Below are 15347 nucleotides of genomic sequence, written 5' to 3'. Positions count from 1 at the left end.
CGTTCACTTGACCGATGACAGTTTCGACACTGACGTGCTGAAAGCCGACGGTGTGACGCTGGTAGATTTCTGGGCTGAATGGTGTGGTCCTTGCAAAATGATCGCCCCGATTCTCGACGAAGTCGCAGAAGAGTACGACGGTAAGCTTACCATCGCCAAGCTGAACATTGATGAAAACCCAGGTACTGCGCCAAAATACGGTATTCGCGGTATCCCGACCCTGCTGCTGTTCAAGAACGGCGAAGTGGCGGCGACCAAAGTGGGTGCGCTGTCTAAAGGTCAGCTGAAAGAGTTCCTGAACGCTAACCTGGCCTAAGCCCGGCGCGGTGTTTGTTCGGCAGTGGTGAATTTTTTCGCCACTGCTGGACGTCTCCCTTCAGGCGTGTTAAGTTGACCTCACTGCATTACGCACTTACCTTGTAGTTTGCATCTAAAGTTTTCCCTTGTCAGACCCAGCTCGCATTGAACGTTTTCGTGGTTTGGCAATCTGACGGCTAGCACATTCGGCATCACCTTTCGACCGTCTCCTCGCTTCCTATCGCCACATCTGACGATAACCGTCGAGCAGCGTTGAAAAAGAGCCATTAACAGGCATGGAATTTTTGCCATACCATTCACGACAAACATTTCGAGAATTACCCCGAGTTTAAGAACCCATCACTATGAATCTTACCGAATTAAAGAATACGCCGGTTTCTGAGCTGATTACTCTCGGCGAAAATATGGGGCTGGAAAACCTGGCGCGTATGCGCAAACAGGACATTATTTTCGCCATCCTGAAACAACACGCGAAGAGCGGCGAAGACATCTTCGGTGATGGTGTGCTGGAGATACTGCAGGATGGATTTGGTTTCCTCCGCTCCGGAGACAGCTCCTACCTCGCCGGTCCCGATGATATCTACGTTTCTCCCAGCCAAATCCGCCGCTTCAACCTCCGCACTGGTGACACCATTTCTGGCAAAATCCGCCCACCGAAAGAAGGTGAACGCTATTTTGCGCTGCTGAAAGTTAACGAAGTTAACTATGACAAGCCAGAAAACGCCCGTAGCAAGATTCTGTTTGAAAACCTGACGCCGCTGCACGCGAACAACCGTCTGCGCATGGAGCGTGGTAACGGTTCGACCGAAGACCTGACGGCGCGCGTGCTGGATCTGGCATCGCCAATCGGTCGTGGTCAGCGTGGTCTGATCGTCGCACCGCCGAAAGCCGGTAAAACCATGCTGCTGCAGAACATCGCGCAGAGCATCGCGTACAACTATCCTGACTGCGTGCTGATGGTGCTGCTGATTGACGAGCGTCCGGAAGAAGTGACCGAAATGCAGCGTCTGGTGAAAGGCGAAGTTATCGCGTCTACCTTTGACGAGCCGGCCTCGCGTCACGTGCAGGTTGCAGAGATGGTGATCGAGAAGGCTAAGCGCCTGGTCGAGCACAAAAAAGACGTTATCATCCTGCTGGACTCCATCACCCGTCTGGCGCGCGCCTACAACACCGTAGTGCCGGCGTCGGGTAAAGTCCTGACCGGTGGTGTTGACGCCAACGCCCTGCATCGTCCGAAGCGTTTCTTCGGTGCGGCACGTAACGTGGAAGAGGGCGGCAGCCTGACCATCATCGCCACCGCGCTGGTTGATACCGGTTCGAAGATGGACGAAGTGATTTACGAAGAGTTTAAAGGCACAGGTAACATGGAACTGCACCTGTCACGTAAAATCGCTGAGAAGCGCGTGTTCCCGGCTATCGATTACAACCGTTCCGGTACGCGTAAAGAAGAGCTGCTCACCTCTCAGGAAGAGCTGCAGAAGATGTGGATCCTGCGCAAAATCATCCATCCGATGGGTGAAATTGACGCGATGGAGTTCCTCATCAATAAACTGGCAATGACCAAAACCAACGACGAATTCTTCGATATGATGAAACGCTCGTAATCTGTTGCCGCCGGTAACGGCCTGAGCCAGCCGGCTAACGGCACAAATTGCCAGGATTTATGACTAACGCCACGTCTTAACGTGGCGTTTTTCATTTGTGGGCATTAGGATTATGCCTGTCAGGAAGCAGACATATTGACTGAGGCAGCAAAGCGGCGGTTTTTTCAGCAAACGCACGCGCTGCGACAGAATTCAGACCAGGGATATACAGCAATGGCGGGAAAATTGCTTATTGTTGCCCATGATTTTAGCTGAGAGCGTTAACGTGAATTTACTCACTATGAGTACTGAGCTTGGTTTAGTTTTTCTTTTTTCTTTAGCGTTCCTGTTTTTTGCTCGTAAAGCGGCTAAAAAAATTGGGCTTGTGGACACGCCGAATTCCAGAAAACGACACCATGGCGCCATTCCGTTAGTCGGCGGTATCTCCGTGTATGCGGGGATTTGCTTCGCCTTTGCCATCTCAAATTATTATCTGCCGCACGCCGTGCTGTACCTCTTCTGCGCCGGGGTACTGGTGCTGGTCGGCGCGCTCGATGACCGCTTTGATATCAGCGTCAAAATCCGTGCCGTGGTTCAGGCGGCGATTGCCATCGTGATGATGGTCGGGGCAAAACTCTATTTACTGAGCCTGGGGTTTATCATTGGTCCGGTCGAGCTGATCGTCGGGCCTTTCGGCTATGTGCTGACGCTGTTCGCGGTATGGGCAGCGATCAATGCTTTCAATATGGTGGACGGTATTGATGGCCTGCTGGGTGGCTTATCCTGCGTCACCTTCGCCGCGATGGGCATCATCCTCTATTTTGACGGACAGACCAGCCTGGCGATGTGGTGCTTCGCGATGATCGCCGCCACCATTCCCTACATTCTGCTTAATCTCGGCTTTTTAGGCCGCCGTTATAAAGTGTTTATGGGTGATGCCGGCAGTACCATGATCGGCTTCACCATCATCTGGATTCTGCTGGAAACGACGCAGGGCCTCAGCCATCCCATCACGCCAGTCACCGCCCTGTGGCTGATTGCTATTCCGCTGATGGACATGGTGGCGATCATGTATCGTCGCCTGCGCAAGGGCATGAGCCCGTTCTCGGCCGATCGTCAGCATATCCATCACCTGATCATGCGGGCCGGTTTTACCTCCCGGCAGGCATTTTTATTGATTACCGTGGCCGCCGCGCTGCTGGCCGGGATTGGCGTGCTGGGCGAATATCTGGCATTTATTCCCGAGTGGGTCATGCTGGCGCTATTCCTCGCCGCTTTCCTCCTTTACGGTTATTGCCTGAAACATGCATGGCGCGTCGCGCGCAAAATCCGTCGTATCAAACGTCGCTGGCAAAGCAGCGGCGAAGAGAAAAAATAATTACCCAGATAAGTACCCGGATAAGGACACTTTTGTTATGACCTCTGTCGTTGTGGAGAACGAACTGGATGTACGCGGCCTCGGCTGCACGTTGTGGCGCGGCAAAGGCTGGATTATTGGCCTGGCGCTGCTGTTTGCGCTGCTGGCGTGGCTGGCTTCCATGTTAATGAAGCAATCCTGGAGCGCCACGGCGGTGACCGATCGGCCGACGGTGAATATGCTGGGCGCATTCTTTGTGCAGCAGCAGTTCCTCAATAATCTGGATGTGCGCAACGAGACCGTCAGCCTGAATACGCCAGCACCGACGGTGATGGATGAGGTCTATCAGGAGTTCACCATGCAGCTGGCGTCGTGGGATACGCGTCGCGATTTCTGGCTGCAGACTGATTACTATAAGAGCCGAAAAAGCGGTAATGCGCACAATGATGCCGCGCTGCTCGACGATCTGATCACCAACATTCAGTTCACCCCGGCTGATACCACCCACAATACGCTGGATAACATTAAGCTGATCGCGGAGACCGCCGGCGACGCCAACAATCTGCTGCGGCAGTACATTGCCTATGCCAGCGAACGCGCCGCGCGCCATCTCAACGATGAGCTTAAAGGTGCGTGGCAGGCGCGCAGCGTGCAGCTGCAGGCGCAGGTCAGTCGTCAGCAGGAAGTGGCACAGGCGGTGTTTGATCGCCGTCGCCAGCGCATCGAGCAGGCGCTGAAAGTAGCCAGCCAGCAGGGCATTAAAGAGAACCGCGCGCCGGTCAGCGGTGAAGCGCTGCCGGACAGCGATCGCTTCCTGCTGGGGCAGCAGATGCTGCAGGCGCAGCTGGATACCCTGCAAGCCAGCGGACCTGCTTACGATTTAAGCTATGATCAAAACAGGGCGATGCTCAACACACTGCAGGCCGGGCCGCGCCTGGATAAACCGTTCCAGACCTACCGTTACCTGCGCACGCCGGAAGAGCCGGTCAGCCGCGATAGCCCACGTCGTCTGTTTATGATGGTGATGTGGGGCGCGATCGGTGCGCTGGTGGGTGCCGGCGTAGCGCTGGTACGTCGTCCGCGTGCAACATTCGCCAACCGTCACTAAGAGAATCCGCGTGAAAGTTCTGACTGTATTTGGCACGCGCCCTGAAGCGATCAAAATGGCTCCGCTGGTGCAGGCACTGGCGCAGGATGCTGCCTTCGAATCGCGCCTGTGCGTGACGGCACAGCATCGTGAAATGCTTGACCAGGTACTGCGCCTGTTCCGGCTGCAGCCCGACTATGACCTCAATATTATGCGGCCCGAGCAGGGGCTGACCGAGATCACCAGCCGCATTTTGCAGGGTATGAAGACCGTGCTGGCAGACTTCCAGCCGGATGTCGTGCTGGTGCACGGCGATACCACCACCACTTTTGCCGCCAGCCTGGCCGCGTTTTACCATCAGATTCCGGTGGGCCACGTTGAGGCCGGTCTGCGGACCGGTAACCTGATGTCACCGTGGCCGGAGGAGGCCAACCGCACCCTGACCGGTCATCTCGCCAGCTATCACTTCACGCCGACAGAAAATTCGCGGCAAAACCTGCTGCGCGAAAATCTGCCCGATGCGCGCATTTTCGTCACCGGCAATACGGTGATCGACGCGTTGCTGTGGGTACGCGATCGGGTGCTGGATGATGCCGATCTCAATGCCCGCCTGGCGGCGCGTTACCCGTTCCTTGAGGCCGACAAAAAGCTGATTCTGGTTACCGGCCATCGGCGCGAAAGCTTTGGCGAAGGCTTTGAACGCATCTGCAGCGCGCTGGCGCAGCTGGCGCGTCAGCATCCGCAGCTGCAAATCGTCTATCCGGTGCACCTCAACCCTAACGTCAGCGAGCCGGTGAACCGTATTCTGAGTGGTATCAACAACATCATTCTGATTGAGCCGCAGGAGTACCTGCCGTTTGTCTGGCTGATGAATCGCGCCTGGCTGATTCTTACCGATTCCGGTGGCATCCAGGAAGAGGCGCCGTCGCTGGGCAAACCGGTGCTGGTGATGCGCGAAACCACCGAGCGGCCGGAAGCGGTCGCGGCCGGTACGGTGAAGCTGGTCGGCACCGACGTGAATAAAATTGTTGCTGAAGTCAGCCTGCTATTGCAGGACGACGAGGCGTGGCAGGCGATGAGTCGCGCGCACAATCCGTATGGCGACGGCCATGCCTGCGCGCGCATCCTGCAGGCACTTAAACAACACAGAGTTTAACTATGCGTTTTTCAACCATTTCCGTTATCGGACTGGGCTACATTGGGCTGCCGACGGCAGCCGTTTTTGCGTCGCACGGGAAACAGGTCATCGGCGTGGATATCAATGCGCGCGCGGTGGAAACCATTAATCGCGGCGAAATTCATATCGTCGAGCCTGAGCTGGGCGACGTAGTACGTGCAGCGGTGCACAACGGCAACCTGCGCGCCACCACCCAGCCTGAAGCTGCCGACGCCTTTCTGATTGCCGTGCCGACGCCGTTTGTCGGCGATCATCAGCCGGATCTCAGCTACGTGCAGGCGGCTGCGCTGTCGATTGCGCCGGTGCTGAAGGCCGGCGATCTGGTGATCCTCGAATCAACTTCGCCGGTGGGCGCTACTGAACAGATGGCGCAATGGCTGGCGGCGGCGCGCCCGGATCTGCGCTTCCCGCAGCATGGCGAGCAGCCTGATGTGTTTATCGCTTACTGCCCGGAGCGCGTGCTGCCGGGGAAAGTGATGGTCGAGCTGCTGGAAAATGACCGCGTGATTGGCGGCATGACGCCGGCCTGTTCGGCGCGCGCCAGCGAGCTGTATCGCATTTTCCTGCGCGGCGAGTGTGTGGAAACTAACGCGCGCACCGCAGAGATGTGCAAGCTGACGGAAAACAGTTTCCGCGATGTGAACATCGCCTTTGCCAACGAACTGTCGCTGATCTGCGCCGAACAGGGGATCAACGTGTGGGAGCTGATTGCGCTGGCGAACCGCCATCCGCGCGTAAATATCCTGCAGCCGGGACCGGGCGTTGGCGGCCACTGCATTGCGGTCGATCCGTGGTTTATCGTGGCGCAAAACCCGCAGCAGGCACGGCTGATCCGAACCGCGCGTGAGGTCAACGATGCCAAGCCGGGCTGGGTGCTGGATCAGGTTAAACAGGCGCTGGCCGAGTGCCTGACGGCCAGCGGCAAGCGTGCCACGGACGTGACCATCGCCTGCTTCGGTCTGGCATTCAAACCTAATATCGATGACCTGCGTGAAAGCCCGGCGATGTCGGTGGCGCAGCGTATTGCGGGCTGGCACAGCGGCCGCACCTGGGTGGTCGAGCCGCATGTGGCGGATATTCCGCCGCAGCTCGCCGAACGCGCTACGCTGGTGTCGCTGGCTGATGCCCTGCAACACGCCGACATTCTGGTGATGCTGGTCGATCATGCGCAGTTCCGCGCCGTCACCCCTGAACAGGTGACGCAGTCGTGGATTGTGGATACCAAAGGAGTCTGGCGATGAAACAGTTTTTAGTCACCGGCGGCGCCGGTTTTATTGGCTCCGCGCTGGTGCGCTTCCTGATTGCCAATACCGACCACCGGGTGGTGGTGGTGGATAAGCTGAGCTATGCCGGCAATCTGGCGTCGCTGGCACCGGTCGAGCAGGATGCGCGCTTTGCTTTTGAGCAGGTCGATATCTGCGACCGCGCCGCGCTGGATCGCGTGCTGGCGCAGTACCAGCCGGACTGCATCATGCATCTGGCGGCTGAGAGTCACGTGGACCGCTCGATTGACGGACCAATCGCCTTTGTCGAAACCAATATTGTCGGCACCTACCAGCTGCTGGAGGCGACGCGCCATTACTGGAACGGCATGACGGATGAGCGCAAGAAAGGCTTCATCCTGCACCACATCTCTACTGACGAGGTGTTTGGCGATCTGCACGGCACGGAAGATTTCTTTACCGAAACCACGCCGTACGCCCCGAGCAGCCCTTACTCGGCGACCAAAGCCAGCAGCGACCATCTGGTGCGCGCGTGGCTGCGCACCTACGGACTGCCTGTGGTGGTCACCAACTGTTCCAACAACTACGGGCCTTACCATTTCCCGGAAAAACTGATTCCCCTCACCATTATCAATGCGCTGGCCGGTAAGCCGCTGCCGGTATACGGCAACGGCAGCCAGATTCGTGACTGGCTGTATGTGGAAGATCACGCCCGCGCGCTGTATACCGTGGTCAGCAGCGGCAAAGTGGGCGAGACCTACAACATTGGCGGCCACAACGAGCGGCGCAATATTGAGGTGGTGGAGACGCTGTGTGATTTGCTGGATGAGCTGGCACCGCAACAGCGCGCTGCCGGGCTGAGCAGCTACCGGGAACTGATCACCTTTGTCCACGATCGTCCTGGCCACGACCTGCGCTATGCCATTGATGCCAGTAAAATCGCCCGTGAACTGGGCTGGACGCCGCAGGAAACATTCGACAGCGGCATCCGCAAAACCGTGCAGTGGTATCTGGCCAATCCGCAGTGGTGGCAGGCGATTCTCAACGGCAGTTATCGCGGCGAGCGACTGGGCTTAGCCACCCCGCGTTAAGCGCGCATGCAGGAGGAGCAACGATGAAAGGTATCATTTTAGCCGGTGGCTCGGGCACGCGCCTGCACCCGATAACCCGGGCGATATCCAAGCAGCTGCTGCCGGTGTACGACAAACCGATGATCTACTATCCGCTGTCGGTGCTGATGCTGGCGGGGATTCGCGACATTCTTATTATTACCACGCCGGACGATCGCGCCCATTTTGAGCGGCTGCTGGGGGATGGCAGTGAATTTGGCCTGCAGCTGCAGTATGCCGAGCAGCCGAGCCCGGATGGCCTGGCGCAGGCCTTTATCATCGGTGAATCCTTCATTGGTGACGACAGCTGTTGTCTGGTGCTGGGCGACAATCTCTACTTCGGCCAGGGCTTCAGTCCGAAACTGAAAAAGGTGGCCGCGCGCAGCCACGGTGCCACGGTCTTTGCCTATCAGGTCATGGATCCGGAACGTTTTGGCGTGGTGGAATTTGATGACGACTTCAACGCGCTGTCGATTGAAGAGAAGCCGCAGCAGCCGAAATCGCGCTGGGCAGTCACCGGCCTCTACTTTTACGACAACCGCGTGGTGGAGTTTGCGAAGCAGGTGCAGCCTTCGGCGCGCGGCGAGCTGGAAATTACCGCCATCAACCAGATGTATCTGGAGCAGGGCGAACTGGCGGTGGAGCTGCTGGGGCGCGGCTTTGCCTGGCTGGACACCGGCACCCACGACAGCCTGATTGAGGCCAGCGTGTTCGTGCAAACGGTGGAGAAACGCCAGGGCTTTAAAATTGCCTGCCTCGAAGAGATTGCCTGGCGCAACGGCTGGCTGAGCGATGAGCAGCTGCTGGCAGCGGCACAGGCGTTGACCAAAACCGGCTACGGCCAGTATCTGCTGGATATTCTGCATGCCCGTCCGCGTCAGTATTGATCCCCTCGCGTGGGAGAGCGACTTCTTCCGCTGCGCCACGGCGCGGCTGACGCTGGACGGCGATGTGCCGCTGGCCGAGGCGCTGCAGCAGCCTTACACGCTGTGGCAGGTTAAGGTGCCGGCGCAGGACAGCGCGGCGATAGATGCGCTGAGCCATCACGGTTTTCAGCTGGTGGAAGGCGAAGCGGATCTGGCGATCAATATCAAACGCACCGAACGGCAGACCGGCGTGCGCATCGCGCGCGAAGCGCAGATCCCGCAGCTGCGCGCGGCAGCGGCCCAGGCGTTTAGCCAGAGCCGTTTTCGTGCTCCCTGGTTTGACGCTGAAGACAGCGGTCGCTTCTACGCACAGTGGATTGAGAACGCGGTGCGCGGCACTTTTGATCACCAGTGTCTGATCGCCTGCGACGAGCAGGGCGCGCTGCAGGGTTTCGTCTCCATGCGCGAAGTCGCCGGTGATGCGCGTATCGGTCTGCTGGCGGTGCTGCCGGCGGCGCAGGGCAACGGCGTCGGTCAGCGTTTGCTGCTGGCGGCAGCCGACTGGGGCCGGGTGCGCCAGCTCGAACGTCTGCGGATCGCGACCCAGCTCAGCAATCTTACGGCGATGCGCCTCTATTTACGCAGCGGTGCCCGGCTGGAAAGCACCGCCTACTGGTTTTACAGGAAAGCCTGATGATCCCATTTAACGCGCCCCCGGTTGTGGGCACTGAAGTTGACTATATGCAGTCGGCGATGGCCAGCGGCAAGCTGTGCGGCGACGGCGGTTTTACCCGACGCTGTCAGCAGTGGATGGAGCAGCATTTTGGCAGCAAAAAAGTGCTGCTGACGCCCTCGTGCACCGCTTCGCTGGAGATGGCCGCGCTGCTGATCGATATCCAGCCCGGCGATGAAGTGATCATGCCGAGCTACACCTTTGTCTCCACCGCCAACGCCTTCGTGCTGCGCGGCGCCACCATTGTATTTGTCGACGTGCGCCCGGATACGCTGAATATCGACGAAACGCAGATTGAAGCGGCAATCACGCCGAAAACGCGCGCCATCGTGCCGGTACATTACGCGGGCGTGGCGTGCGAGATGGATACCATCATGGCGCTGGCGGCAAAGCACCAGCTGTATGTGATTGAAGATGCGGCGCAGGGCGTGATGTCGCAGTACAAAGGGCGCGCGCTGGGCACCATCGGCCATATCGGCTGCTTTAGCTTCCATGAAACGAAAAACTACACCGCCGGCGGTGAAGGCGGCGCCACGCTGATCAACGAGGCGAAACTGATTGAACGTGCGGAGATCATCCGCGAAAAAGGCACCAACCGCAGCCAGTTCTTCCGTGGACAGGTGGATAAATATACCTGGCGCGATATTGGTTCCAGCTACCTGATGGCGGATTTGCAGGCGGCTTATCTGTGGGCACAGCTGGAAGCGGCGGAACGCATCAACCAGCAGCGTCTGCACCTGTGGCAAAACTATTACGACGCGCTGCAGCCGCTGGCGGCCAGCGGGCGCATTGCGTTACCGGTGGTGCCGGCCAGCTGTCGTCACAACGCCCACATGTTCTATCTCAAATTGCGCGACAGCGAGGATCGCCAGGCACTGATTAACTGGATGAAGGAAGCGGAGATCCTCACCGTGTTCCACTATATCCCGCTGCACTCCTCACCGGCCGGCGCGCGTTTTGGCCGCTTCCACGGTACGGATGCGTTCACTACGCGCGAGAGCGAGCGCCTGCTGCGGCTGCCGCTGTTCTACAACCTGTCGGATAACAACCAGCGTACGGTAATCAGTTCGCTGCTGAGCTTCTTTGCCTGATGTCGTTAGCCAGAGCCTCAGTGTGGACCGCCTCGTCCACGCTGGTAAAAATTGTCGCTGGCCTGCTGGTGGTGAAACTGCTGGCGGTGAGCTTCGGCCCCGAGGGCGTCGGCCAGGCGGGTAACTTTCGCCAGCTGATTACCGTGCTCGGTGTGCTGGCCGGCGCAGGTATCTTCAACGGCGTAACCACCTATGTCGCGCAGTTCCGCCAGCAGCCGGCGCAGCTGCGTGCCGTGACCGGCACTGCGTCAGCAATGGTGCTGGGGTTTTCCACGCTGCTGGCGCTGCTGTTTCTGCTGGCGGCGGAGCCCATCAGCCGGGCGCTGTTTGGTCACGCCGCCTGGCAAAACGTGGTGCGTATCGTCGCCTTTTTGCAGCTGGGCATTGCCTGGGCCAACCTGACACTGGCGCTGCTGAAAGGTTTTCGCGATGCGCGCGGTAACGCGCTGGCGCTGATTGCCGGCAGCCTGATCGGCGTGGTGGGTTATGTGCTGTGCTGGTGGCTGGGTGGCTATGCCGGTGCGCTGGTCGGGCTGGCGCTGGTGCCGGCGCTGCTGGTCGGGCCGGCGCTGTGGATGCTGCGACGCCACCGCGAGGAACTGCCGCTGCGCTGGCTGATGCCGCAGTGGCAGCCGGCGCTGGCGCGTAATCTGGCCAAATTTACCCTGATGGCGCTGATGACGGCCGTGACCCTGCCGGTAGCCTGGGTGATGATGCGTAATCTGCTGGCGCAACAGCAGGGCTGGGCGCAGGTCGGGCTGTGGCAAAGCGTCACCAGCATCTCCGATGCGTATCTGCAATTTATCACCGCCACGTTCAGCGTCTGGCTGCTGCCAACGCTGGCGCGGCTGGAGCATAAAGCCGACATCGCGCGCGAAATTGGCCGTGCGCTGCGCTTTGTGTTGCCGGCGGTGGCGGCGGCCAGCTTTTGTGTCTGGCTGCTGCGCGATGTCGCCATCTGGCTGCTGTTTTCCCCGCAGTTCAGCGCCATGCGCGATCTTTTTGTCTGGCAGTTGTGCGGTGACGTCTTTAAAGTAGGCGCCTATGTTTTCGGATACCTGGTGATCGCCAAAGCCTCACTGCGCTTTTATATTCTCACGGAAATCAGCCAGTTTGTGCTGCTGACCGCCTTTGCGCACTGGCTGATCCCACTGCACGGAACGGCGGGCGCGGCGCAGGCTTATATGGCGACCTACGTGCTCTACTTTGCCCTTTGCTGTGGGGCTTTCTTGATTTATTGCCGGAAAAAATGACGCTATTTCACGTGCTGGGCTCCGATATCCCGCATCACAATCACACGCTGCTGCGCTTCTTTAACGACGTCATGAGCGTTGAATCGCCAGCCGACGCGCCGCGTCAGTTTATGGTGGTATCGGCCGCGCCGGATACCCTGCTGGCCTATCCTCAACTGCAGATCGACGTGTATCCCAGCAAGCGCGCGCTGGCGCAGGCGGTGATCGCACGCGCCGCCGATCGCCGTCAGCGCTTCTTCTTTCACGGCCAGTTCAATCCGCGCCTGTGGCTGGCGCTGCTCAGCGGCAAGCTGCGGCGACAGCAGGCGTTCTGGCACGTCTGGGGCGCCGATCTCTATGAAGAGGGCGCCGGGCTAAAGTACCGCCTGTTTTATCTGCTGCGGCGTATCGCCCAGGGGCGCATGGCGCAGGTGTTTGCCACGCGCGGCGATCTGCACTTTTTCCAGCAGCGCCATCCGCGCGTGCCCACTTCGCTGCTCTATTTTCCAACGCGTATGCCGGAGGCCGCGATACCCGCCCCTGCCGCCAGCGACAGCTTTACCATTCTGCTCGGCAACTCGGGCGATCGCAGCAACCGGCACATTGAAGGATTGCAGGCGATTCGCCGCCAGTTTGGTGAGCAGGTTAACGTGGTGATCCCGCTCGGTTATCCGGCCAGCAACTATGAGTACATCGATGAGATTGATGCTGCCGCGCAGCGCCTGTTTCCGCGCGGCCAGGTGACGCTGCTGCGCGACAAAATCGACTTCACTGCCTATCTGCAATTGCTGAGTCACTGTCAGCTCGGTTATTTTATGTTCGAACGTCAGCAGGGCATCGGTACGCTGTGCCTGCTGATTCAGGCCGGCATTCCGTTTGTGGTTAACCGTAAGAATCCGTTCTGGCGTGACCTGAGCGAGCAGGGGCTGCCGGTGTTATTTAGCGCTGACGCGCTGGATCGCACGCGCGTGGCGGAGGCGCAGCGTCAGCTGGCGCAGTGCGATTGTTCTGCTATCGCCTTTTTTGCCCCGGGCTATCTGGCGGGATGGCGCCACGCGCTGGCGGAGAGTGAAAGGGAGTCGACATGAGCCTGCTGCAGTTTAGTGGTCTGCTGGTGGTGTATCTGTTTTCGCTGGGCTTCATTCTGACGCTGACCTGGCGCGAATTTAAACGGGTGCGTTTTAATTTCCACCTGTTCTTTACCCTGCTGTTTTTACTGACCTTTTACTTTGGCTTTCCGCTGACCAGCGTGCTGGTGTTCCGCTTTAACGTCAGCGTGGTGCCGGCAGACTATCTGCTGCAGGCGCTGCTGGCCGCCACCAGTTTCTACGCCATCTATTACGTCAGCTACAAAGTGCGGCTGCGGCCTGCGCAGGCGGTGCCGCGCAAACCCTGGCTGACGATGAACCGGGTGGAAACCCATCTGACCTGCCTGCTGCTGGCGCTGGTGGCGGTGGGAACCGTCACGGTGTTCTTTATGCATAACGGCCTGCTGCTGTTCCGGCTGTCGGCTTATAACCAGATCTTCTCCAGCGAAGTGTCCGGCGTGGCGCTCAAGCGTTTTTTCTACTTCTTCATTCCGGCGATGCTGATCCGCTATTTCCTTAATCCTACCCAGCGCCAGTGGCTGCTGTTTTTGCTGATCACGGTGGCGTTTGGTCTGCTGACCTATGCGCTGGTGGGCGGGACGCGCGCCAATATCATCATCGCCTTTGCGCTGTTCCTGTTCATCGGCATTACGCGCGGCTGGATTACGCTGTGGATGCTGGTGGGAGCCGGCGTGATGGCGATTGGCGGCATGTTCTGGCTGGCGCTGCGTCGTTACAATCTCGACGTGGTGGGTGATGAAGCGTTTTACACGTTTCTCTATCTGACGCGCGACACCTTTTCGCCGTGGGAAAACCTTGCGCTGCTGCTGCAGAATTACGACAAAATCGATTTTCAGGGGCTGGCCCCGATCTGGCGTGATTTCTACGTGTTTATCCCGGGCTGGCTGTGGCCGGATCGGCCATCGATGGTGCTCAACAGCGCCAACTATTTCACCTGGGAAGTGCTGAATAACCACTCCGGGCTGGCGATTTCACCTACGTTGCTCGGTTCGCTGCTGATCATGGGTGGCGCAGGTTTTATTCCCCTTGGGGCGATAGCGGTCGGGCTGTTGATGAAAGGGTTTGATTCTCTCTACCAGCAGGGGCGCGAAGCCGGCAACCGCTACAGCGGTGCCATTTTGCAAAGCTTCTGCTTTGGCGCGGTGTTCAATATGATCGTGCTGGCGCGCGAAGGGCTGGATGCCTTCGGCTCGCGCGTGGTGTTCTTTTGCCTGATTTTCGCCGCCTGTGTTGGGCTGGCGAAGTTACTTTTCTGGCTGTTAGCGCGTGCCGGGCTGATTCGCCCGCGCGCGGAGCCAGTTTTATCGCGCTCTGCTTAACCTCCGGGCCTGACGGGAAATACCGACCATGGAAACCGATCATCCGCGTTATACCCTGCGCGGCATCGATTTACACGCTTTCGCCGATATGGCGAGCTTTCTTCACTTTCTGCTGCCGGACGGCAAGCCGCGCAGCGGCACGCTGGTGGCGATCAACGCCGAAAAGATGCTGACGCTGGAAGAGGATGCCCAGCTGCGCGCGCTGATCGCCGCCGCGGAGATCAAATACCCGGACGGCATCAGCATTGTGCGTTCGCTGCGAAAAAAATACCCGCAGCTGACGGTGAACCGCATCGCCGGCGCCGATCTGTGGGAAGCGCTGATGGAACAGGCGGGCCGCAGCGGTATTCCGGTGTTTTTAATCGGCGGGCGTGAGCAGGTGCTGCAGGAAACCTGCGATAAATTACGCCGTCAGTGGAATGTCAACATCGTGGGCAGCCAGAACGGCTACTTCGCTCCAGCCGAACGCGAGGCGCTATTTGCACGCATTGCCGCCAGCGGGGCGCAGATTGTGACCGTGGCGCAGGGATCGCCGCGCCAGGAGCTGCTGATGCGCGACTGTCGCGAACACTGGCCGCACGCGCTGTATATGGGCGTCGGCGGCACCTATGATGTCTTTACCGGCCACGTCACGCGTGCGCCGCGCATCTGGCAGCAATTAGGGCTGGAGTGGCTGTATCGCCTGATACGTCAGCCATCACGCTGGCGTCGTCAGTTAAAACTGCTGAAATATTTACGCTATCACTGGCGCGGCGATCTGTAACGCGGCAGGAATAGTGCTGTAATTCCGGCAGGTTAAGCAGGCAAATTGCGTTATTTATCGACGGAATGCACAAAGCGTAAGCAAACGCGATTTTTTTATGAAAAAGCACTGGACAGCCTGGAGTCAAATACGTAGTATGCCCATCCGCAACGGCGCTACGCGCCCGTAGCTCAGCTGGATAGAGCGCTGCCCTCCGGAGGCAGAGGTCTCAGGTTCGAATCCTGTCGGGCGCGCCATTTAGTTTGTGCGCAAGAGCTTCGGTGGTTGGTTTTAACCGCGTTATGCAGTGAAAATAGTAAGCAGAGATGCTTACGCACCAGAATTATGGTGGCTATAGCTCAGTTGGTAGAGCCCTGGATTGTGATTCCAGTTGTCGTGGG

Annotated in this window: 14 protein-coding genes and 1 tRNA gene; all 15 read left to right on the top strand. The window is 58.7% G+C overall.

Annotated features, from left to right (window positions below):
• On the top strand, positions 1-316 hold a 316-nt coding region (trxA, locus tag QMM04_RS15230; protein WP_282996457.1), incomplete at its 5' end, for a thioredoxin TrxA.
• Positions 317-662: 346 nt separating this feature from the next.
• Positions 663-1922 (top strand): transcription termination factor Rho, encoded by a 1260-nt coding sequence (rho, locus tag QMM04_RS15225; protein WP_021506991.1) that lies wholly within the window; start codon positions 663-665, stop codon positions 1920-1922.
• A gap of 280 nt (positions 1923-2202) precedes the next feature.
• A complete protein-coding gene (gene wecA, locus QMM04_RS15220; RefSeq protein WP_021506990.1) occupies positions 2203-3279 on the top strand; it encodes a UDP-N-acetylglucosamine--undecaprenyl-phosphate N-acetylglucosaminephosphotransferase in 1077 nt (358 codons plus the stop codon).
• A gap of 37 nt (positions 3280-3316) precedes the next feature.
• Positions 3317-4366, top strand: a complete 1050-nt coding sequence (wzzE, locus tag QMM04_RS15215) for an ECA polysaccharide chain length modulation protein (protein ID WP_058771054.1) — start codon at positions 3317-3319, stop codon at positions 4364-4366.
• Positions 4367-4376: 10 nt separating this feature from the next.
• Positions 4377-5501, top strand: coding sequence for a UDP-N-acetylglucosamine 2-epimerase (non-hydrolyzing) (wecB, locus tag QMM04_RS15210; protein ID WP_166712334.1), 1125 nt, complete (start codon positions 4377-4379; stop codon positions 5499-5501).
• 2 nt (positions 5502-5503) lie between these two features.
• A complete protein-coding gene (wecC, locus tag QMM04_RS15205; protein WP_215480775.1) occupies positions 5504-6763 on the top strand; it encodes a UDP-N-acetyl-D-mannosamine dehydrogenase in 1260 nt (419 codons plus the stop codon).
• A complete protein-coding gene (rffG, locus tag QMM04_RS15200) occupies positions 6760-7836 on the top strand; it encodes a dTDP-glucose 4,6-dehydratase (protein WP_021506986.1) in 1077 nt (358 codons plus the stop codon). Before wecC ends, rffG begins: the two co-directional genes overlap by 4 nt.
• A gap of 23 nt (positions 7837-7859) precedes the next feature.
• Positions 7860-8741, top strand: coding sequence for a glucose-1-phosphate thymidylyltransferase RfbA (rfbA, locus tag QMM04_RS15195; RefSeq protein ID WP_021506985.1), 882 nt, complete (start codon positions 7860-7862; stop codon positions 8739-8741).
• Positions 8719-9414, top strand: a complete 696-nt coding sequence (gene rffC, locus QMM04_RS15190) for a dTDP-4-amino-4,6-dideoxy-D-galactose acyltransferase (RefSeq protein WP_211727041.1) — start codon at positions 8719-8721, stop codon at positions 9412-9414. Before rfbA ends, rffC begins: the two co-directional genes overlap by 23 nt.
• The gene (rffA, locus tag QMM04_RS15185) at positions 9414-10544 is read left to right on the top strand and encodes a dTDP-4-amino-4,6-dideoxygalactose transaminase (protein ID WP_211727042.1); all 1131 of its coding nucleotides are present in this window, start codon (positions 9414-9416) and stop codon (positions 10542-10544) included. Before rffC ends, rffA begins: the two co-directional genes overlap by 1 nt.
• Positions 10544-11797 (top strand): lipid III flippase WzxE, encoded by a 1254-nt coding sequence (gene wzxE, locus QMM04_RS15180; RefSeq protein WP_282996456.1) that lies wholly within the window; start codon positions 10544-10546, stop codon positions 11795-11797. The genes rffA and wzxE overlap by 1 nt, the downstream gene beginning before the upstream one ends.
• A complete protein-coding gene (locus tag QMM04_RS15175; protein ID WP_282996455.1) occupies positions 11794-12864 on the top strand; it encodes a TDP-N-acetylfucosamine:lipid II N-acetylfucosaminyltransferase in 1071 nt (356 codons plus the stop codon). Before wzxE ends, QMM04_RS15175 begins: the two co-directional genes overlap by 4 nt.
• Positions 12861-14204, top strand: a complete 1344-nt coding sequence (gene wzyE / locus QMM04_RS15170; RefSeq protein ID WP_238561281.1) for an ECA oligosaccharide polymerase — start codon at positions 12861-12863, stop codon at positions 14202-14204. Before QMM04_RS15175 ends, wzyE begins: the two co-directional genes overlap by 4 nt.
• Positions 14205-14232: 28 nt before the next feature.
• The gene (gene wecG / locus QMM04_RS15165) at positions 14233-14967 is read left to right on the top strand and encodes a lipopolysaccharide N-acetylmannosaminouronosyltransferase (RefSeq protein ID WP_021506979.1); all 735 of its coding nucleotides are present in this window, start codon (positions 14233-14235) and stop codon (positions 14965-14967) included.
• A 159-nt stretch (positions 14968-15126) separates the two neighbouring features.
• Positions 15127-15203, top strand: a tRNA-Arg gene (locus tag QMM04_RS15160).
• Positions 15204-15347: the final 144 nt, after the last annotated feature.

This window comes from Pantoea sp. Pa-EAmG (assembly GCF_030024295.1).
In the GTDB taxonomy this organism is placed as follows: Bacteria; Pseudomonadota; Gammaproteobacteria; order Enterobacterales; family Enterobacteriaceae; genus Pantoea; species Pantoea dispersa.
Note: the sequence above shows the minus strand (reverse complement) of the source record. Positions and strands in the feature narration are given on the sequence as shown.